Raw genomic sequence first — 18,596 nt, 5'->3', positions numbered from 1 at the left:
AACTCTGTCCTTAATTAAGTGCCTTAGCACGCAGGAACACCCACGCCAGTGCCGCAGCAACCAGCCAGGTAACGCCCCCTGCCCACCCCCAACCTAGGGGAAGCCTTGAAAATTGCGCTGCAAGTGTAAGCCCCACAACGCTGAAGAGCGAATACCCCAGCGTCACAGCTGCGTGACTGCATTCACGTTTCACAAACCGCTGATAAACATGCTGGGTATGCGGCTGCATCCAAGGCTCGCCCTTCAGCATGCGTGACAACAGCGTGAAACCCGAATCAGCCAAAAACGCCGCTGGAAGCATCAACCACAGTACCGGCGCGGTGTCGGTAACACTCAACCCAAGCGCCAGCAGACCAGCCACCAGATAGCCAAGCGCGCCGCTGCCAACGTCACCCATGAAGATCCGAGCGCGGGGGAAGTTGAACGGCAGAAACCCCGCACAGCCAGCTGCCAGCACCCAGCCAGCCAACGCATAAGGAGCTGGCAGCAACCATGCCGAGCCTAGTCCGACCAGGATTGCCTGGGTGGTGGCCAAGCCATTGATGCCATCCATGAAGTTCCAGATGTTCACCAGCGACACGGCCAGACCAAAGCAGAACACGGCTTTTAGCAAGCTACCAGTGCCCAACCAAACCAAGGCCGCGAGCATCAGTCCGGCCAATAGATGGACGCATAAACGCGGCAACGCGGGCAGTGCGCGGTGATCGTCCCACCAGCCAATCCCTGCCACCATCAACAGGCCCAGCGCGAATACCAGCAGAACCAGCGCATGGTCCGGCAACAACACCGCACCCAGCACACAGGCCAGCAACTGCGAAACGACGATGCCGACACCACCGCCACGCGGGGTCGACACGTTGTGACTGCGCCGCTCACCGGGCTGATCAATCAATTGTTGCCAGCGCGCATAGCGTATCGCCAGCCAGGTCACCACAGCCGCTGTAACCAATACCAACAGCACCACCCAGTAATGCAGTTCCAGCACTCAGAGCACCGCGAAGTTCAATAGCGGCTTGACCGTGCCCCACTCCTTGCAACTCGGACATTGCCAGTGGTGCGTGCGCGCACCAAAGCCGCAGCGCGTGCAGCGATAGGCCGGGTTGCGGACCAGCAGCTGATCGGTGATGTGCTTCAGATCCTGCAAGGTGGCGACCGGATCGGCACCTTCAGCCAGAGTCAGGTCGATCAAGGCGGATTCACCGCGTACCGACGGGCGATCCTTGAGCTGGCGCCCCAGATAAGCCCGCGCAGGTGCCGGCCCTTCCTGCTCTTCCATCAAGCGGGTCAGCGCCAATACCGGCGCGATGCCTCGATAGTGCTCGGTCATCTCGGCCAGGAACGCGCGCGCGCCAGCGAGATCGCCCACATTGCGGTAGTTCTTCAACAGCTGCGGCAGGATCTCAGGCAGGTAGTCCGGGTCATTGCGGGCCGCCCGCTCAAACGCGCGCACCGCCGCCTCGTCATTGCCGAAATCGCTCTCGAGACGGCCTTCGATGATGCCAGCGCGCACACTCATCGCATCGGCGACATTGGCCCGATTGATCGCCGCCCGCGCGTCGTCCAAACGTCCAGCAGCGCGGTAGCGCTCAGCCAGTTCGCATTCGAACTGACCGATCAGCTTGCCCATCGGTTCGTCGGTTACCGCTTCATAGCGGGTTGCGTTCTCGATGGCCTTTTCCCAATCACGCTCGGCCTGATAGATGCCGATCAGGTGCTTCAAGGCCTGCGGGGCGCGTTGATCGAGCTGCGCCAACTCGGTGAATACGGTTTCGGCACGATCCAGCAGGCCGGACTTCATATAGTCCTCGCCGAGCGCAAGCAATGCCTGCACGCGCTGCGTGTCGCTCAGATCGTTGCGATTGACCAGCCCTTGATGCAAGCGGATCGCACGGTCCACTTCGCCACGACGGCGGAACAGGTGACCCAAGGCCACCTGGGTTTCAAAGGTTTCTTTGTCCAGCTCGGCAATATGCAGGAACAACTCGATGGCCTTGTCCGGCTGCTCGTTGAGCAGATAGTTCAAGCCACGAAAATAGGTACTGGAAAGACGAGTGACCTGATTCTCGCTGTGGCGCTGGCCACTGCGGCGACCAATCACCCAGCCGGCGATCGCGGCAACTGGCAGGCACAGGAAAAACCAGAACCATTCACTGATGAAGTCCATCGTTGCTCAGCGTCCGTCAAAAGGAGAAGGCGTCTGCGCGGCAGGCGCAGCAGGCTCGGACGCCGTCACGGCGGCCGCTTTATTGGCGCGGCGCAGCTTGGTGTACATCGGTACCACAAGGGCTGCCATCACCATGCCACCGCCTACCAGGGCGCCGAGCAACAGCGATGCAATGATTGCGATACCCGAGGTGGTTTTGAGCACCCAGAACGCGAGGCTGATTTCGATGGGCTGCGAGTTGAGCGAGCCGATCACCAGGCCACCTATCAACACCGCCAGCAGAATCACTAATCGAACGGTCTTCATGCGCCGGCTTACTCCTGTTACAAGAGCCCGTAGCTTACCGTTCAGCGGATGAAATGGCAGCAGTCAATCTACTACGAAGCACTCAGGCAAGATTACTCAGGCAGGGTCGCTTTCCAGCGGCACCACCGAGCTCACGCGCTCGCGCAGCTCCTTGCCCGGCTTGAAATGCGGAACATGCTTACCCGGCAGCGCAACCGACTCACCCGTCTTCGGGTTGCGGCCCAGGCGCGGCGGGCGGTAATGCAGGGAAAAACTACCGAAACCGCGGATCTCGATGCGGTCACCGGAGGACAGCGCCCCACCCATCATTTCCAGCAACGACTTCACCGCCAGATCGACATCATCAGCCTTCAGGTGCGCCTGATGGCGCGCGAGGATTTCGATCAATTCGGATTTGGTCATTGCGTACTCGTCAATGGCAGGGTCTTACCCTGAAACGGCCCGGACTGATGTCCGGGCCGCCAGGTCAAATCTACAACAGGAGGCCGATTACTCGGACTTGTTGCCGTTCAGCTGTGCACGCAGCAGCGCGCCCAGCTGGGTGGTGCCGCTGGAAGCCGAAGAGGACTGGTATTCCTCCAGCACTTCGCGCATTTCGGCATCATCCTTGGCCTTGATCGACAGCTGCAGGGTACGGCCCTTACGGTCCATGCCCACGAACTTGGCTTCGACCTTGTCGCCGACCTTCAGGAACTGGGTCGCGTCGTCGACGCGCTCGTTGGCAACGTCACGTGCCGAAACGTAGCCTTCGATGCCGTCAGCCAGCTCGATGGTTGCGCCCTTGGCATCAACTTCCTTGACAACGCCTTCGACCTTCGAACCCTTCGGGTTGGCAGCCATGTACTGACCGAACGGGTCCTGCTCAAGCTGCTTGACGCCCAGCGAGATGCGCTCGCGCTCCGGATCGACGGCCAGGACCACTGCGTCCAGGGTGTCGCCCTTCTTGAAGTTGCGAACCACGTCTTCGCCGGTGGTGTTCCAGCTGATGTCCGACAGGTGAACCAGGCCGTCGATGCCGCCGTCCAGACCGATGAAGATACCGAAATCGGTGATCGACTTGATCTGGCCGGAAACCTTGTCGCCCTTCTTGAAGATGGCGGCGAAGGTTTCCCACGGGTTGGCAGCAACCTGCTTCATGCCCAGCGAGATACGACGACGCTCTTCATCGACGTCCAGCACCATCACTTCGACTTCATCACCAACCTGGACAACCTTGGACGGGTTGACGTTCTTGTTGGTCCAATCCATCTCGGACACGTGCACCAGGCCTTCCACGCCCGGCTCGATCTCAACGAACGCGCCGTAATCGGTCACGTTGGAGACCTTGCCGAACACGCGGCTGTTGGCCGGGTAACGACGTGCGATGTTGTCCCACGGATCTTCGCCCAGCTGCTTCAGGCCCAGCGAAACGCGGTTGCGCTCGCGGTCGAACTTCAGCACGCGCACGTCCAGCTCGTCGCCGACGTTCACGACTTCGGACGGATGGCGCACGCGCTTCCATGCCATGTCGGTGATGTGCAGCAGGCCGTCGATACCGCCCAGGTCCACGAATGCGCCGTAATCGGTCAGGTTCTTGACGACACCCTTCAGGATTGCGCCTTCCTGCAGCTTGTCCATCAGCTGCTCGCGCTCTTCCGAGTGCTCGCTCTCGACAACTGCACGACGCGACACGACCACGTTGTTACGCTTGCGGTCCAGCTTGATGAGCTTGAATTCCAGCTCCTTGCCTTCCAGGTAGGCCGGGTCGCGCACGGGGCGCACATCGACCAGCGAACCGGGCAGGAATGCGCGGACATCCTTGATGTCCACGGTGAAACCACCCTTGACCTTGCCGCTGATGCGGCCGGTGATGGTTTCGTTCTTTTCCAACGCTTCTTCCAGCTCGTCCCACACCATGGCGCGCTTGGCTTTCTCGCGCGACAGGATGGTTTCGCCGAAGCCGTTTTCGATCGAGTCCAGTGCAACCTTTACCTGGTCGCCCACGCCCACATCGATTTCACCAGCGTCGTTACGGAACTGTTCGATCGGCACGATGCCTTCGGACTTCAGGCCGGCGTTGATCACGACCACGTCGCCGCGGACTTCAACGACGGTACCGATAACGATGGCACCGGGCTTCAGCTTGGCCAGATTGGCCTGACTGGCTTCAAACAGTTCTGCAAATGATTCGGTCATTAGATTTACTCAGTTGAACATATGGACAGCGGATCTGTTGCGAAAACCCGTACCGTCCAGCCTGTTGGACGACCCCATGACAGCGGCCGAATGTGAATGAAAAAGCCCACCACGCACCATTGCGCAGCGGGTTGTTGCAACATCTTTGCTACGACTGCGATCGATCAACTGACCGCACTCAACGCTGCGAGGATCAGGCTTCCTTGGAAACCAGACCCAGCACCTTGGCAACGACGTCGTCGATGCCAATACCGCTGGTGTCGATGAGGATGGCGTCTTCGGCCGGCCTCAGGGGCGCCACTGCGCGCTGTGCATCACGGGCGTCGCGGGCCATGATCTCACGCAGGAGGTCTTCAAAGTTAACCGAAACCCCTTTTTCTTTCAACTGTTTATGCCGCCGCTCGGCCCGTTCCTCAGCGCTGGCAGTCAGGAAAACCTTGAATGGGGCGTCCGGGAAGATGACGGTGCCCATATCGCGGCCATCGGCCACCAACCCGGGCAAAATCCTGAATGCGCGCTGGCGCTCCTTCAGCGCAGCCCGCACCTCCGGTATGGCCGCAATCGCCGAAGCCAGCGCACCGGTAGTCTCAAGGCGCAGCTCATCGGTGGCATCGGTACCATTGACCAGCACCCGCAGGCTCTCGCCCTGTTCCACGAACTGCACCTTGGTATCAAAGGTGCAGCGCACCAGCGCCGAGGCGTCGGAGGTATCGATGTCGGCCCAGCTGGCCGCGACGCCCACCGCGCGGTACAGCGCACCGGAGTCCAGGTAATGCCAACCCAACTGACGGGCAACGATGCGACTGACGGTACCCTTGCCGGCCCCGGACGGGCCATCAATGGTAAGAACGGGGGGCAGCTGGCTCATTTAAACGCCTGTCTGGAACGAGAATCAGGCTATTCTAACGCCCCTCACCGCCCTGCCTGCACCCGTTTGCATGCAAGCACTTGAACTGGCGTAGAAATACCCGGTAGAATGGCGGGCTTGAACGGGCGTTATCCTGCATATCCGCGGCCACGCTCCTAAGATCTCCTTACCAGTATCCGCCGAGGTATGTCATGAAAGTTCTGTCCTCCCTGAAGTCGGCGAAGACCCGTCACCGTGATTGCAAAGTTGTGCGCCGTCGCGGCAAGATCTTCGTGATCTGCAAGTCGAACCCGCGCTTCAAGGCTCGCCAGCGCTGAGCCAACTGGCGCAAGCCAGCGCTTGATCCGCAAGGATCGGGCAACGCCAAAAAGCCGCCTTTGGGCGGCTTTTTGCGTAGCGGGCCGAGCGCAGTGATGACGCCTTGCTGAGTGCGTGCAGCAATACCGACGCAGGACTGCACTTTCCTCGCCATTTTTTGCTGTAATCGCACCCTGTCCTCTGGGGAGATGTGACCATGAAGCACGCATTCAAGATTTTGAGCCTGATCGCCGTACTGGCTACCGCACCGGCAGTGCACGCAGACACCTTGTTGATCGAGCGCGCGCAGGAAAAGCCAGCCCAGGCCATTCCGGCCCGCGGCCAGAGCATGGCCGAAGTGGAAGCCCGCTTCGGTGCACCCAGTGAACGCATGGACCCGCGCGGCGGCCAGAAGCGCCAATGGCCAACCATCAACCGCTGGGTCTACCCGGCGTTTACCGTGTACTTCGAAAAGCAGCGCGTAATCGACGTAGTGGCCCGCCAGGCCAGCCCGGATGAAGTCGGGCCCAAGCCGCCGATCCGCTGAATCCTTTCCTAGCAGCGGGCTCTGGCCTGCTGTCCCAATGCCCACCCGGGCCGAACGCATCCGAGAAGAATGAACGACACGCTCCGCTTTCCAGCCGAATGGGAAACCCAGTCCGGCGTATTGATCGCCTGGCCGAACGCCGACACCGACTGGGCCGAACGCCTGGCCGAGGTTGAGGAAACCTACATCGCGCTGGTCAGCGCCATCACCCGCTACCAGCCGGTGCTGATCTGCGTGGCCGATGACGACATCGAGACCTACGCGGAAATGCGCCTGCGCTCGAACCGCGTGGACATGGAGCGCGTGCAGTTCGTCACCGCACCTTACGACGACACCTGGCTGCGCGATTCCGGCCCGATCACCCTCAAGCGTGCCGACGGCAGCTTCCAGCTGCTGGATTTCCGCTTCACCGGCTGGGGTGGCAAGTTCGAAGCCAGTCTCGATGACCAGCTGGTCGGCGTGCTCGACCAGGCGCAGGTATTCAACAACGCCCAGGTCCACAGCATTCCGTTCGCACTGGAAGGCGGCGCCATCGACACCGACGGCGCTGGCACCTTGCTGACCACCTGGAAGTGCCTGCACGAACGCCACCCGGAGCGCGACCGCGACTCGCTCAGCACCGACATGGCCGCCTGGATGCAGCAGGACCGCGTACTGTGGCTGGACCACGGCTACCTGGAAGGCGACGACACCGACGCCCACATCGACACCCTCGCCCGCTTTGCCTCGGTCGACAGCATCGTTTACCAGAACTGCGACGACCCACAGGACTCGCATTACGCCGAGCTGCAGGCCATGGGCGCCGAACTGGCTGCCCTGCGCACCACCGAGGGCAAGCCTTACCGCCTGTTCCCGTTGCCGTGGGCCGAACCTGTTCTCGACCAAGGCCGCCGCCTCGCAGCCTCATACGCCAACTTCCTGATCGTCAACGGCGCGGTGCTGATGCCGGCCTATGGCGATGCTGCCGATGATGTCGCGCGTGACGTACTGGCCCAGGCCTTCCCGGACCGCGAAATCGTGCAGGTTCCCTGCCGCTCGCTGATCTGGCAGAACGGCAGCCTGCACTGCATCACCATGCAGCTGCCAGCCGGCCTGCTGAAGATCTGAGCCGATTCACCTGTAGAGCCGAGCCATGCTCGGCTGAACAGCACGTGGCGTGTTCGTGTTCATGACGCCGGAACGAAAGGCAGCCGAGCATGGCTCGGCTCTACCTGAAAGACGTCCGCGAGCACGGAACTGCCTCATGCGTGCCTTGCTGCTCCCTCCGTTCAGCCCAGACCGCATTGCCGACGCGCATCCGCGTTAACATGCGCGTTTTCCCCCGCAGGATCGCAGCATGAACTCGCGCAGCCCTCTTACCGTCGCCCTGGTGCAGGAGCGAAACCACGGTGATGCCGCCGCCAACCTGGCCGTGATCGACGCACGCGTCGCCGAGGCTGCCGCGCAGGGCGCGAAACTGGTACTGCTGCAGGAACTGCACAACGGCGCGTATTTCTGCCAGCACGAATCGGTGGACGAATTCGACCTAGCCGAGCCGATCCCCGGCCCCAGCACCGAGCACCTCGGCGCCTTGGCCAAGAAGCATGGCGTTGTCATCGTGGGTTCGCTGTTCGAGCGCCGCGCCGCTGGCCTGTACCACAACACCGCCGTGGTCTTCGAGAAGGACGGCACCTTGCTGGGCAAGTACCGCAAGATGCACATCCCCGACGACCCGGGTTTCTACGAGAAGTTCTACTTCACCCCGGGCGACATCGGTTTCAAGCCGATCGACACCTCAGTGGGTCGCCTTGGCGTGCTCGTGTGCTGGGACCAGTGGTATCCGGAAGCCGCCCGCCTGATGGCGCTGGCCGGTGCCGAACTGCTGCTCTACCCGACCGCGATCGGCTGGGACCCGGATGATGTGCAGGACGAGAAAAACCGCCAGCGCGATGCCTGGGTGCTGAGCCACCGCGGCCACGCCGTCGCCAACGGCGTGCCGGTACTCAGCTGCAACCGCGTCGGTCATGAAGCCTCGCCGCTGGGCGCATCGGGCATCAACTTCTGGGGCAACAGCCACGTGCTCGGCCCGCAGGGTGAATTCATTGCCGAAGCCGGCACCGACCCGACCCTGCTGGTCTGCGAAGTCGACCTGCAGCGCAGCGAGCACGTGCGCCGCATCTGGCCGTTCCTGCGGGACCGCCGCATTGATGCCTACGGCGACCTGCTCAAGCGCTACATCGACTGACCGGACCTGACATGAGCCTGCAGCTGCGCACCGCCACACCCGCTGACATCCCGGCCATCACCGCGATCTACGCGGTGGAGGTGCGCGAGCTGGTCAACACCTACGAATACGAAGTTCCCGCCGCGTCGGAAATGGCGCAGCGCATGCAGGACATCACCGCACGCGGGTTCCCCTATCTCGTCGCCACCATCGACGGCGAGGTAGCCGGTTACGCCTATGCCAACAGCTACCGTGCCCGCATTGCCTATCAATGGACCGTGGAGAACTCGGTCTACGTCGATGCACGCTTCCAGGGCAAAGGCGTAGGCAAAGCCTTGATGCAGGCGCTGATCGACGAATGCACCGTGCGCGGTTACCGGCAAATGATCGCGGTGATCGGCGAGCCGACCAATACCGCATCGATCAAGCTGCACGAACGTTTCGGATTCGAGCTGGTTGGCGTGTTCCGCGGCCTTGGCCGCAAGCACGGGCGCTGGCTGGACACGGTACAGATGCAACGCGCACTCGGCGACGGTGCCGACAGCGCCCCTTCCAATGAATGAAGCAATGACTGACTCTTCTATTGAAACCGGCGGCGAACTGCTGGCCGGCCAACCCGTGCGCGTGGTTGAACGCGACGGCGTGCGTTACACCTTGCTGGGTACTGCCCACGTCTCTGCAGCCAGCGTACAAGCGGTTGAGCAGGCTATCGCCAGCGGTCAGTACGACGCGGTCGCGGTCGAGCTGGACCCGCAGCGCCTGCAGGCGCTGACCAATCCCAATGCACTTGCCCAGCTGGATCTGGTCGAAGTGATCCGCAAGGGTCGCGTGGCGCTGTTTGCCGCCAACCTCGCCCTGGCCGCCTACCAGCGTCGCCTCGCCGAGCAACTCGGCATCGAACCTGGCGCCGAACTCAAGCGCGCAGTGGAACTAGCCAAGGCCAATGATCTGCCAGTGCACCTGATCGACCGCGATGTCGGCCTCACCTTCCGCCGCGCCTCGCAGAGCTTGGGCTTCTTCGGAAAATTGAAGCTGGTGATGGGTCTGGGTGCGGGCCTGTTCTCCTCCGAGGATGTGGGTGAAGAAGAAATCGAGAAGCTCAAGCAGGGCGACATGCTGGAGTCGAGCTTCGGCGAGTTCGCCAACGAAAGCCCGGAGCTGTACCAGGCCATCATCGGCGAGCGCGACCGTTACATGGCAACGCGCCTGCGCGAGGAGCACAACAGCGAGCAGCGCAATGTGCTGGCAGTGGTTGGCGCGGGTCACCTTGCTGGATTGGCCCGCTATCTGGAAACCGATACCGACGCCCCCGGCCCGCTGCGCGAGCAGCTGGAGTCGGTGCCGAAGAAACGCAACATCCCTTGGATCACGCTGGGTATTCTGGCGATCGTGCTGGGTGGTATTGGTTTTGGCTTCTGGAAGGGCGGCATGGGCATGGGTGCCGACATGCTGCTGACCTGGGCGATGTTTACCGGCGGCTTGGCTGGCCTTGGCGCACTGCTTGCCGCCAGCCATCCGCTGAGCATTCTGACCGCGATCGTGGTTGCGCCTTTCAAGCCTTTCCGTTTGAGCATTCCTACCGGTGCATTTTCGGCGTTGGTGGAGACCCGGCTGCGCAAGCCAACGTATCAGGACTTCCTGCAGCTGCGTGATGATGCGCAGAGTGTGAAGGGCTGGTACCGGAATCGTGTTACCCGCATCGTGCTGACTTTCATGCTGACCAATCTGGGCAGCATGCTGGGTTTGTGGCTTACCGGCTTCAGTGTTTATGGGAAGTTGGCTGGGTGACGCTTTTGGTGCTTTGAAGCTTTAGAGCTTTAAAGCGTTGAGGCTGTAGAGCGCTAAAAGCGTAGAAGCGCCCTCACCCCTACCCCTCTCCCGTAAACGGGAGAGGGGATTGGATCTCATACATCTTCTTCTGCTGCAGCCGCCTCGGCTTACGGTAGCCAAAACCGCATCTCAAGCACCAGCTTCGGCTCCTGCTTCGGCTCCCGCTTCGGCTCCTGCTACTGCTTCGGCTCCCGCTTCGGCTGCGGCTCCTGCTGCGGCTCTTGCTGCGGCTCTTGCTGCGGCTCTTGCTGCGGCTCTTGCTGCGGCTCTTGCTGCGGCTCTTGCTGCGGCTCTTGCTGCGGCTCTTGCTGCGGCTGTCCCCTCTCCCGCATGCGGGAGAGGGGTAGGGGTGAGGGCAGCTCTTGCTTCAGCTGTCGCTATTGCCTTCGCTGCTTGCAATCGCAGCAGCTACAGCCGCCCTGCCCTCCAAGCAATCAACCCTCTGCAACAGCCGCATGTTCCACCGGCGGCAAGCCGCGCGCACGCCGCACCAACCGCGCCGTGCCCGTACGCAGATCGTCCAACAACGCATAGATGGTCGGCAGGAACAGCAGACTGACCACCGTCGAGAACGCCAAACCACCGGCAATCGCACGCGCCATCGGGTAGTACGGCGGCATGCCATCAGCCGTGGTCGTGTTCAAGGCAATCGGCACCATCGCCAGGATCGCCGTGCCCATCGTCATCATGATCGGCCGCAGACGCTCACGGCTACCTTCGATCAAGGCCTCCGTGCGCGACACCCCACGTCGGCGCAGGTTGTTGATGTGCTCGATCATCACGATGCCGTTGTTTACCACCACGCCCATCAGCACCAGGATGCCGATCACCGCCATTATGTTCATCTCGGTGCCGGTCAGCCAGAACAGCCAATACACACCGTAGATAGAGAACAGCACGCAGGACATGATCGCGGCCGGGAACAACAACGACTCGAACACCGCCGCCATGATCACCACCATCAGGATCAGGGCGATGAAGATCGCGCTCACCATCTGGTCCATGCCGTCGAAGTTGATGTTGAAGCCCGCACCGTTGAACGTATAGCCATAGCCCGGCGGGAACTGCACGCGATCCAAGGTCTCCTCGACGGACTTGCGCGCCTGGTCCATCGGCACGTCCTTGGCCAGGCCGGCCTCGATCCGCAGCATGGTCTGCCGGTTCAAGCGCTGGATGGAGTTGGCCGCCGGATTGACGTTCACATCCACCATCGCCAGCAGCGGGATCTCCTTGCCACTGGAGCTACGTACCATGAAGGAAGACAAGTCCTCGATGCTGTAGTTCTCCGAGCCCGAGAAGCGCACGTTGACCGGAATCTCGACGTCATCGCGATGGAAATCACGCAGCGATGAGCCACGCAGCGCCATCCCCACGAACTGCGCCACCTGCTGGGCACTGAAGCCATACGAAGCTGCACGTTCGCGGTTGACCCGCACCGCCAGCTCGGCATTGGCATCGCCTACGTCCACACGCACGTCGCGCAACTTGGGGTTACGCGCCAGGATCGGCACGATGTCGTCGGCCAGCTCGCGCAAGGTCTGGCTTGAGTCGCCGACCAGGCTGAAACGCAGGCCCTGCCCTTCGCTACCCATGCCGCCTGGCCAGCCGATACCGATCTTGGCGCGCGCCGACTGTGGCAGCCCCTTGCGCACCTCTTCCTCGATCTTCTTGCTCTGCTCGCGGTCGTCGATGCTCAGGTACAGCCGCGTCTGCGCCCAGCCCTGCTCGGCGAAACGGCTGTACACACGTTTGATCTTGAACTCGTCGCGGTTGGCGTTGACGAAGTCCTCGACCCGCTGCACTTCCTTGCCCATCTCTTCCTTGGAATAAGACCCCTTCCATTGGTAGAAGATGTTGATCTCATCCGGATCATTGTCATCGCCGCCACCGGTGGTCTGGGTCATCGGCCACACGCTGAGCACCGACACCAGCACGATGCCTGCCACGCTCCAGCCACGGTTCTGCAGGGTCCAGCGCAGTACCCGCGCATAGCGCGCCTGCAGGCGACTGATGAATGGTGACTTCAATGCCGGCGGGGTCTTCATCCGCGCCGACAGCATCGGAATCAGGCTCACCGCCACCAGCCACGACGCCAGCAGCGAGAAGGAGATGGTCAGCGCCAGCTGGGTCAGGTAGATGGTGATGATGTTCTTCTCGCCGAACATCATTGGCAGGAACACCACGCAGTGGCACAAGGTGCCGGCCGACAGCGCGATCGCCACATGGCGGGTACCGATGATGGATGCCATCTCCGGCTTGCCAGGGTATTTCTCGCGCTCCTGGTAGATGCTCTCCACCACCACCACGGCGTTGTCGACCAGCATGCCCACCGCCAGCAACAAGCCCATCATCGAGATGATGTTCAGGCTGATGCCGGTGAAGTACATGAAGCCCAGCGTCATGATGAAACAGATCGGGATCGCCATCGACACCATCAGCGTTGACGGCCAATGGCGCAGGAAGGCGTACAACACGATCACCGACAGCAACAGACCGATCGCCCCCGCCTCGGCCAGCGCAAGCAGCGAACTGGTGACCGCCTTGCCGGAGTCCCACGCGATCTCGATATCGACACCGCGCAGGGCCGGATCCTCGCCCAACAGCGCGACCTCCTTGGTCACAGCGCGCGACAGGTCCACCAGGTTCGCCGAGCGCTCCTTGTAGATGTCCACGCCCACGCTGGGCTTGCCTTCCATGCGCCGCACATAGCTCATGCGCTGCGGTTGCAGGCTGACCTCGGCGATGTCGGACAGGCGGGTACCGCGGTTGTTGACCGGCAGGTCGCGCAGTTCCTGCACTTCCAACAGCTCACCCCTGGGTTGCACGCGCAGGCGGCGGCCGTCCTCGGTGATCTGCCCGGCCGATACCGCGAAGTTGGCTGCCTGCAGCTTCTGCACGAGATCGTTCAGGGCCACACCGTGCGCACTGATGCGATCCTTGTCCAACGCAATCAGCACTTCCTGCTTGGCCACGCCTTCCACTTCGACGCGGGCCACGCCGGGTAGACGTTCCAGACGCTGCTTGATGGCACGCTCGATCATGTCAGCGCGCGCGGTCAGGTCCTCAGCGCTGTTCAGACGCAGGCTGATAGCTTCCTGGTCGCTGGTACTCCAGCGCTGCACGTAATAACGGCGGAAGTCGTCGGGCAACTCGTCGCGCACCGCGTCGATGCGCTCACGCGCTTCGGATGCGGCCATGGCGATGTCGCGGTTCCAATCGCTGAATTCGACCTGGATCTGGCCGCCTTCGGCGTTGGCGCGCGAGTTCATCGTCTTGATGCCGGGCATCGTGGCGATGGCCTCTTCAACCGGCCGCAGCAGGTTGCGCTCCACTTCTTCCGGGGTCGACCCCGGATACGGCAGTGCAATGAAGAAGAACGGGATCGATGCTTCCGGCTCCGACTCCAGCGGCAGCTTGAACGCAGCGATCAGGCCGATCACCACCATCGATACGAACAGCATGATGGTGGTGACGGGGCGGCGGATGGACAGCTCGGTGATATTCATCCGCTCAGTCCTTGATGCCGCCGATGGGGTCCTGCTCATGGCTCAGCACCTGCTCGGCCTGGGCCATCGCCTGACGTGCACGACGGCCGCGCTCGGCGTAGTACTCATCCGGCTTGCGGTCCAGCAGGTCGTACACCACCGGGATCACCAGCAGGGTCAGCATGGTCGAGACCAGCAGGCCACCGATCACCGTGATCGCCATTGGCGAGCGCACTTCGGCACCTTCACCGAAGGCCAGGGCCAGCGGCAGGAAGCCGAACACCGCACACAGCGTAGTCATCATGATCGGACGCAGACGCGAACGAGCGCCTTCCACCAAGGCCTCACGCTTTGCCACACCCTCTTCGCGCAGCTGGTTGACCTTGTCGATCAGGATGATGGCGTTCTTCACCACCAGGCCGACCAATAGAATCAAGCCGATGAACACCACCACCGATACTGGAGAACGTGCCAGCAGCAAGGCCGCCACCGCGCCAACCAGCGCCAGCGGAATGGTGAACAGGATGACGAAGGGATGCAGCAGCGATTCGAACTGCGATGCCATCACCAGGTAGACCAGGAACACTGCCAAGGCGAAGGCGAACAACAGAGAGCGGATCGACTCGCCCAGCTCCTGGCCCTGACCGCCGATGTGCATGCCGACGTCAGTGCCCAGCGGATTCTTGGCAACCATGTTCTGCACTTCGGTGATGGCCTTGCCCAGATCGATATCGCGCAGGTTGGCCGAGACAATCGCCACGCGACGCTGGTTGGCGCGGTGGATTTCGCTAGGGCCGGTGGTGGCGATGACGTCAGCCACCGAGCCCAGTTCGATCGCCTTGGCGCCGGTCGGGTTGACGATCAGGCGGCGGATATCGTTCACCGACGAACGCTCCGACTCCTGTACGCGCACCAGCACGTCGATCTTGCGATCGCGGAAGCTGTAGCGGGTGGCGACATTGCCCTTGACCTTGTTGACCACCGCATCGGCGATCTGGCGTGTGGTCAGGCCCAACGCCGCAGCGCGGTCCTGGTCGAACACCACCTGGATTTCCGGGAAGCCCTGCTCCACCGTCGACTTGACGTCGGCGTAGTGCGGGTTCTCGCGCAGCATGCCAGCCAGGCGATTGCCGGCGACACGGATGTCTTCGAGATTATTGCCCTCGATTTCGATTTCCAGCGGCGGCGACAGCGCGAACAATTCCGGGCGAGCGAAATCCACCTGCGCCGACGGCCATGCCTTCATGGTCTCGCGCAGCTTCTCGGTCAGTGCCGGCTCGAGCTTGGTGTCATTCACCACCACCGACAACTTGCCGATGTTCTCGCCGCTCTCGGTCGGGCTGGCATCCAGCCGCGTACCGGTGCCGGAGACGCCGTACAGCAGGCGCACGCCTTCTTCGCCAGCATGCTTGCGCTGCACTTCGCGCACCAGTGCATCGGTCTGCGCCAGCGGCGTGCCGGGCGGCAGCTTTGCGGTCATCTCGAAGCGGTCCTGGGCCAGCTGCGGCAGCAGGTCCACGCCCAGCAACGGCAACGCTGCCAAGGTCAGGCCAAAGGCCAGGGTCGCAAAACCGAGGATCGGCCATGGACGCTTCAACGCCGCCGGCAGCGCGCGCAGATAGGCAGCTTCAGCGCGGCCGTAGGGCGCCATCGCCAGATCACTGGCCTTGCGCATTACCGGGCCGACCACCGCAGCAATGCCACGGAAGATCCGCACCACGCCCCAGGCCAGGAAATAGAAGCCATAGCGGAACATCGCGCCGATGCCACGGCCTGCATAGGCAGCCGGCTTTTTCCAACGACTCTCGGGACGCCACGGCTCGCGCGGGTCCTCGGCCGGGAACTCCAATGGCGGACGGCCTTTCAGCGCGCTCAGCATCGGGATCAGCGTCATCGACACCACCAGCGACACCGCAATGGCGATCGACACGGTCAAGGCCTGGTCGCGGAACAACTGGCCAGCGATGCCTTCGACGAATACCAGCGGCAGGAACACCGCGATGGTGGTCAGGGTCGAGGCAACCACTGCCATGAACACTTCACGGGTGCCCTTGATCGCCGCTTCCAGGATGCCCATGCCGCGCTCGCGCGCCTTGGCGATGGACTCCAGCACCACGATCGAGTCATCCACCACCAGACCGGTGGCCAGCGCCAGACCGCCCAGCGACATCACGTTCAAGCTCAGGCCGAGCTGGCCCATGAAGAAGAACGTGGCGATGATCGAGATCGGCAGCGACAGCGAGATCACGAACGTGCTCCAGCCATCACGCAGGAACAGGAAGATGATCAGCACCGACAGCAGGCCGCCGATCACCGCATCGATCTTGACGTCCTTGATGGCGTGGCGGATGAAGACCGATTGGTCCTCAACCATCGTCATCTCGATGTCCTTGGGCATTTCCTTGCGGATCGTTTCGAGCTTGGCTTCCAGCGCATCGGCAGTGGAAACCGTATTGGCGTCGCCTTCCTTGTAAACCGCAAGCTCAACAGCCTCATGACCGCCAGCGCGGATCACCGCCTCGCGTTCCTTATAGCCTTGGCTTACCTGCGCCACATCTTTCAAGCGCACGCTGGGCGCACTGCTGCTGCCATCGCTGCGCATCGCCGCGATCACGTTGGGATCGCTGCTGCCGAGGATGGCCGACATCAGCTGGCGGTTTTCGCCGGCCGAGCTTGCAGTGCTGGACCCACTTGCCGTGGTCAGCAGCATCTCGCGCATCTGTTCAACGGTGGCGAACTGGTTGACGGTACGCACCAGGTAACGCTGCGAGCCTTCTTCCAGTCGACCGCCGGAAAGATTGACGTTCTCCTGCTGCAGGCGCTGGATCACCGTGTCCAACGACAGCCCCAGAGCAGCCAGCTTGCGCTGGTCGATATCGACCTGGATCTCATCTTCCAGACCACCACCAACCTTGACCGCGGCCACACCGCTGACCGGCTCGAGCTTGCGCTTGAGGTCTTCGTCGGCATAGCGACGCAGCTCCATCAGGCGGCGCACGGCATCGGCGTCGTTGCCTGCTTCCTGCTTGGACGACAGTGCCAGCCGCATGATCGGCTGGGTCGAGGGATTGAAGCGCAGCAGTACCGGCGGCTTGGCCTCCAGCGGCAGCTGCAGCGTCTCCATCTTGTCGCGCACGTCCAGCCCGGCCTGCTGCATGTCCGTGCCCCAGGCGAATTCCAGCACCACGTCGCTCTGACCTGTGCGGGAAATGGACTTGAGCTTGCGCAGACCCTTGACGATGCCCAGCGCCTCTTCGGCCGGCTGCGAAATCAAGGTTTCCACCTCGGCCGGCGCTGCACCTTCGTAGTCGGTACGCACGGTCAGGGTGGGATAGCTCAGATCCGGCAGCAGTTCGACCTTCAGGCTGGACAGCGAGATCAGGCCAAACAACACCAGGGTCAGCGTCATCATCGCGATGGTGACGCGGCGGCGGGTGGCGAATTCGATCAGATCGAAGCCACCGCCGGAAGCCGACGGTCCGTGGTCACTCATTGTTTGGTCGCCTGTGCAGCTGCCGGCGCCTTGGCCGCCGCTGCCACTGCCTTCTCCTTGCCGATCACCTGCACTGCACTGCCTTCGCGCAGTGCAGCCTTGCCGGCGATGACGACTTCATCACCCTGCTTCAGACCATTGCGCACCTCGATGAAGCCGGCATCGTCGTAACCCAAGGCCAACTCGGTACGCACGGCCTTGCCGTCACGCACAACATAGACCGCCGGCTTGCCACCGTCCTCCAGCAGCGCGGTGCGCGGCACCACCAACGCATCGGCGCGCTGGTCATAGTTGATGCTCAGGCGGCCGAACATACCGGCCTGCAATGCGTCTTCGCCGGTGAACGTAGTCACCACGCGGAAGGTACCGGTGCCGTTGTCGACCACCGGCGCAACGCGGTCCACCGTGCCGGTGAACGGCTTGCCCGGCAGCGCATCAACCTGCAGCGACACCGCCTGGCCCGGCTTGAGCTTGGCGATCTCGCGCTCGGGCACATTGAGCGTGGCTTCGAGCTGGGCACTGTCGACGATGCGGATGATCGGCGAGTTGATCTGCACGAAGTTGCCCGGCTTGATGTCGCGCGAAGCGACCACGCCGCTGATCGGCGCGACCACCGTCGTGTAGGACAACTCCAGCGTCGCCATCCGGTACATCGCCCGCGCGTTCTCCAGGTCATAGCGCAGCTGGTCCACATCGGCGGCGCTGACCAGCTGTTGCTGCACTAGCTTCTCCGCACGGTGATAGCTGTTCTCCAGCTTGCGCATCTGCGCCTCGCTCTGCGCAACGCTCAGGCGCGCACGATCCGGGTCCAACCGAACCAGTGCCTGCCCGGCGCGGACCTGCTGGCCTTCTTCGACCAGCACCGCCAGCGCCACACCGGAGGTCTTGGCGACAACCTGGGATTCAGCGCGTGGCTCCAGCGCCGCGGTGCCGGTATAGCTGGCGGCAATGGCACGGCGCTCGGCCTTGGCCACTTCCACCGGTACGGCGTCGCTGGCCTTCTGCTCATCCGGCGTCTTGGCCTTGGCTTCCTCGCCACCGGCTTTGCAGCCGCCGAGCAACAGGGAAGTGGTGATCAGGAGTGCAGCAGCGCAGCTTCCGGTGCGGGCGTGCAGAGTGAAAAGTCGCGACATCGTCTTGTCCCTGGGGATGCGTAGGCAGGTGTTGTAGCAAAGTATTGCACCACCCCACGTCTACACCATGCCCCGAAAGTCATGGGTACCTGCAC

At 62.5% G+C, this 18,596-nt stretch carries 15 protein-coding genes; 6 read left to right on the top strand and 9 right to left on the bottom strand.

Annotated features, from left to right (window positions below):
* Nucleotides 1-10: 10 nt before the first annotated feature.
* The 6 genes from ACVOLR_RS02180 to cmk all read right to left on the bottom strand — a co-directional run bounded on the left by ACVOLR_RS02180 (nt 11) and on the right by cmk (nt 5,513).
* Complete coding sequence (locus tag ACVOLR_RS02180) at nt 11-985, bottom strand: MraY family glycosyltransferase (protein WP_481534975.1); 975 nt, start codon at nt 983-985, stop codon at nt 11-13.
* Nucleotides 986-2,164, bottom strand: coding sequence for a lipopolysaccharide assembly protein LapB (gene lapB / locus ACVOLR_RS02175; protein WP_481508284.1), 1,179 nt, complete (start codon nt 2,162-2,164; stop codon nt 986-988).
* A 6-nt stretch (nt 2,165-2,170) separates the two neighbouring features.
* Nucleotides 2,171-2,470, bottom strand: a complete 300-nt coding sequence (locus tag ACVOLR_RS02170) for a lipopolysaccharide assembly protein LapA domain-containing protein (protein WP_481534974.1) — start codon at nt 2,468-2,470, stop codon at nt 2,171-2,173.
* A gap of 96 nt (nt 2,471-2,566) precedes the next feature.
* Complete coding sequence (locus ACVOLR_RS02165) at nt 2,567-2,872, bottom strand: integration host factor subunit beta (protein ID WP_057628209.1); 306 nt, start codon at nt 2,870-2,872, stop codon at nt 2,567-2,569.
* Between the two features lie 87 nt (nt 2,873-2,959).
* Nucleotides 2,960-4,645 (bottom strand): 30S ribosomal protein S1, encoded by a 1,686-nt coding sequence (gene rpsA / locus ACVOLR_RS02160; RefSeq protein WP_481508286.1) that lies wholly within the window; start codon nt 4,643-4,645, stop codon nt 2,960-2,962.
* 193 nt (nt 4,646-4,838) lie between these two features.
* Nucleotides 4,839-5,513: a (d)CMP kinase gene (gene cmk, locus ACVOLR_RS02155; protein ID WP_481534973.1), complete on the bottom strand. Its 675-nt coding sequence runs from the start codon at nt 5,511-5,513 to the stop codon at nt 4,839-4,841.
* A gap of 191 nt (nt 5,514-5,704) precedes the next feature.
* On the opposite strand from cmk, the gene ykgO reads away from it, so the two are divergent.
* The 6 genes from ykgO to ACVOLR_RS02125 all read left to right on the top strand — a co-directional run bounded on the left by ykgO (nt 5,705) and on the right by ACVOLR_RS02125 (nt 10,348).
* A complete protein-coding gene (gene ykgO, locus ACVOLR_RS02150) occupies nt 5,705-5,830 on the top strand; it encodes a type B 50S ribosomal protein L36 (protein ID WP_057628212.1) in 126 nt (41 codons plus the stop codon).
* 197 nt (nt 5,831-6,027) lie between these two features.
* A complete protein-coding gene (locus tag ACVOLR_RS02145; protein ID WP_481529412.1) occupies nt 6,028-6,357 on the top strand; it encodes a hypothetical protein in 330 nt (109 codons plus the stop codon).
* A gap of 69 nt (nt 6,358-6,426) precedes the next feature.
* On the top strand, nt 6,427-7,464 hold the full coding sequence (locus ACVOLR_RS02140) for an agmatine deiminase family protein (RefSeq protein ID WP_481534972.1): 1,038 nt from the start codon (nt 6,427-6,429) through the stop codon (nt 7,462-7,464).
* A gap of 229 nt (nt 7,465-7,693) precedes the next feature.
* Nucleotides 7,694-8,581: a carbon-nitrogen hydrolase gene (locus tag ACVOLR_RS02135; protein WP_481534971.1), complete on the top strand. Its 888-nt coding sequence runs from the start codon at nt 7,694-7,696 to the stop codon at nt 8,579-8,581.
* An 11-nt stretch (nt 8,582-8,592) separates the two neighbouring features.
* The gene (locus tag ACVOLR_RS02130; protein WP_481534970.1) at nt 8,593-9,123 is read left to right on the top strand and encodes an N-acetyltransferase family protein; all 531 of its coding nucleotides are present in this window, start codon (nt 8,593-8,595) and stop codon (nt 9,121-9,123) included.
* Entirely contained in the window at nt 9,116-10,348 is a 1,233-nt protein-coding gene (locus tag ACVOLR_RS02125) for a TraB/GumN family protein (RefSeq protein WP_481534969.1), read from the top strand. Before ACVOLR_RS02130 ends, ACVOLR_RS02125 begins: the two co-directional genes overlap by 8 nt.
* Nucleotides 10,349-10,824: 476 nt before the next feature.
* Here the strand turns inward: ACVOLR_RS02125 and ACVOLR_RS02120 are convergent, their stop codons facing one another.
* The 3 genes from ACVOLR_RS02120 to ACVOLR_RS02110 are packed head-to-tail and all read right to left on the bottom strand — an operon-like array spanning nt 10,825 to nt 18,501.
* Nucleotides 10,825-13,896: an efflux RND transporter permease subunit gene (locus ACVOLR_RS02120; protein ID WP_481535018.1), complete on the bottom strand. Its 3,072-nt coding sequence runs from the start codon at nt 13,894-13,896 to the stop codon at nt 10,825-10,827.
* A gap of 4 nt (nt 13,897-13,900) precedes the next feature.
* Nucleotides 13,901-17,368 (bottom strand): efflux RND transporter permease subunit, encoded by a 3,468-nt coding sequence (locus ACVOLR_RS02115; protein WP_481534968.1) that lies wholly within the window; start codon nt 17,366-17,368, stop codon nt 13,901-13,903.
* Nucleotides 17,365-18,501 carry an efflux RND transporter periplasmic adaptor subunit gene (locus ACVOLR_RS02110; RefSeq protein WP_481534967.1) on the bottom strand — a complete coding sequence of 379 codons (1,137 nt, stop codon included), beginning with the start codon at nt 18,499-18,501 and terminating at the stop codon, nt 17,365-17,367. Before ACVOLR_RS02110 ends, ACVOLR_RS02115 begins: the two co-directional genes overlap by 4 nt.
* Between the last annotated feature and the right edge of the window lie 95 nt (nt 18,502-18,596).

This window comes from Stenotrophomonas sp. STEN030 (genome assembly GCF_056759995.1).
This window is presented reverse-complemented; position numbering and strand designations above follow the sequence as displayed.

Bases quoted from the DNA above. Each gene is read 5' to 3' on its own strand.
- lapB (WP_481508284.1), bottom strand. From the start codon at position 2,164: ATGGACTTCATCAGTGAATGGTTCTGGTTTTTCCTGTGCCTGCCAGTT.
- ACVOLR_RS02170 (WP_481534974.1), bottom strand. From the start codon at position 2,470: ATGAAGACCGTTCGATTAGTGATTCTGCTGGCGGTGTTGATAGGTGGC.
- ACVOLR_RS02165 (WP_057628209.1), bottom strand. From the start codon at position 2,872: ATGACCAAATCCGAATTGATCGAAATCCTCGCGCGCCATCAGGCGCAC.
- rpsA (WP_481508286.1), bottom strand. From the start codon at position 4,645: ATGACCGAATCATTTGCAGAACTGTTTGAAGCCAGTCAGGCCAATCTG.
- cmk (WP_481534973.1), bottom strand. From the start codon at position 5,513: ATGAGCCAGCTGCCCCCCGTTCTTACCATTGATGGCCCGTCCGGGGCC.
- ykgO (WP_057628212.1), top strand. From the start codon at position 5,705: ATGAAAGTTCTGTCCTCCCTGAAGTCGGCGAAGACCCGTCACCGTGAT.
- ACVOLR_RS02145 (WP_481529412.1), top strand. From the start codon at position 6,028: ATGAAGCACGCATTCAAGATTTTGAGCCTGATCGCCGTACTGGCTACC.
- ACVOLR_RS02140 (WP_481534972.1), top strand. From the start codon at position 6,427: ATGAACGACACGCTCCGCTTTCCAGCCGAATGGGAAACCCAGTCCGGC.
- ACVOLR_RS02135 (WP_481534971.1), top strand. From the start codon at position 7,694: ATGAACTCGCGCAGCCCTCTTACCGTCGCCCTGGTGCAGGAGCGAAAC.
- ACVOLR_RS02130 (WP_481534970.1), top strand. From the start codon at position 8,593: ATGAGCCTGCAGCTGCGCACCGCCACACCCGCTGACATCCCGGCCATC.
- ACVOLR_RS02125 (WP_481534969.1), top strand. From the start codon at position 9,116: ATGAATGAAGCAATGACTGACTCTTCTATTGAAACCGGCGGCGAACTG.
- ACVOLR_RS02120 (WP_481535018.1), bottom strand. From the start codon at position 13,896: ATGAATATCACCGAGCTGTCCATCCGCCGCCCCGTCACCACCATCATG.
- ACVOLR_RS02115 (WP_481534968.1), bottom strand. From the start codon at position 17,368: ATGAGTGACCACGGACCGTCGGCTTCCGGCGGTGGCTTCGATCTGATC.
- ACVOLR_RS02110 (WP_481534967.1), bottom strand. From the start codon at position 18,501: ATGTCGCGACTTTTCACTCTGCACGCCCGCACCGGAAGCTGCGCTGCT.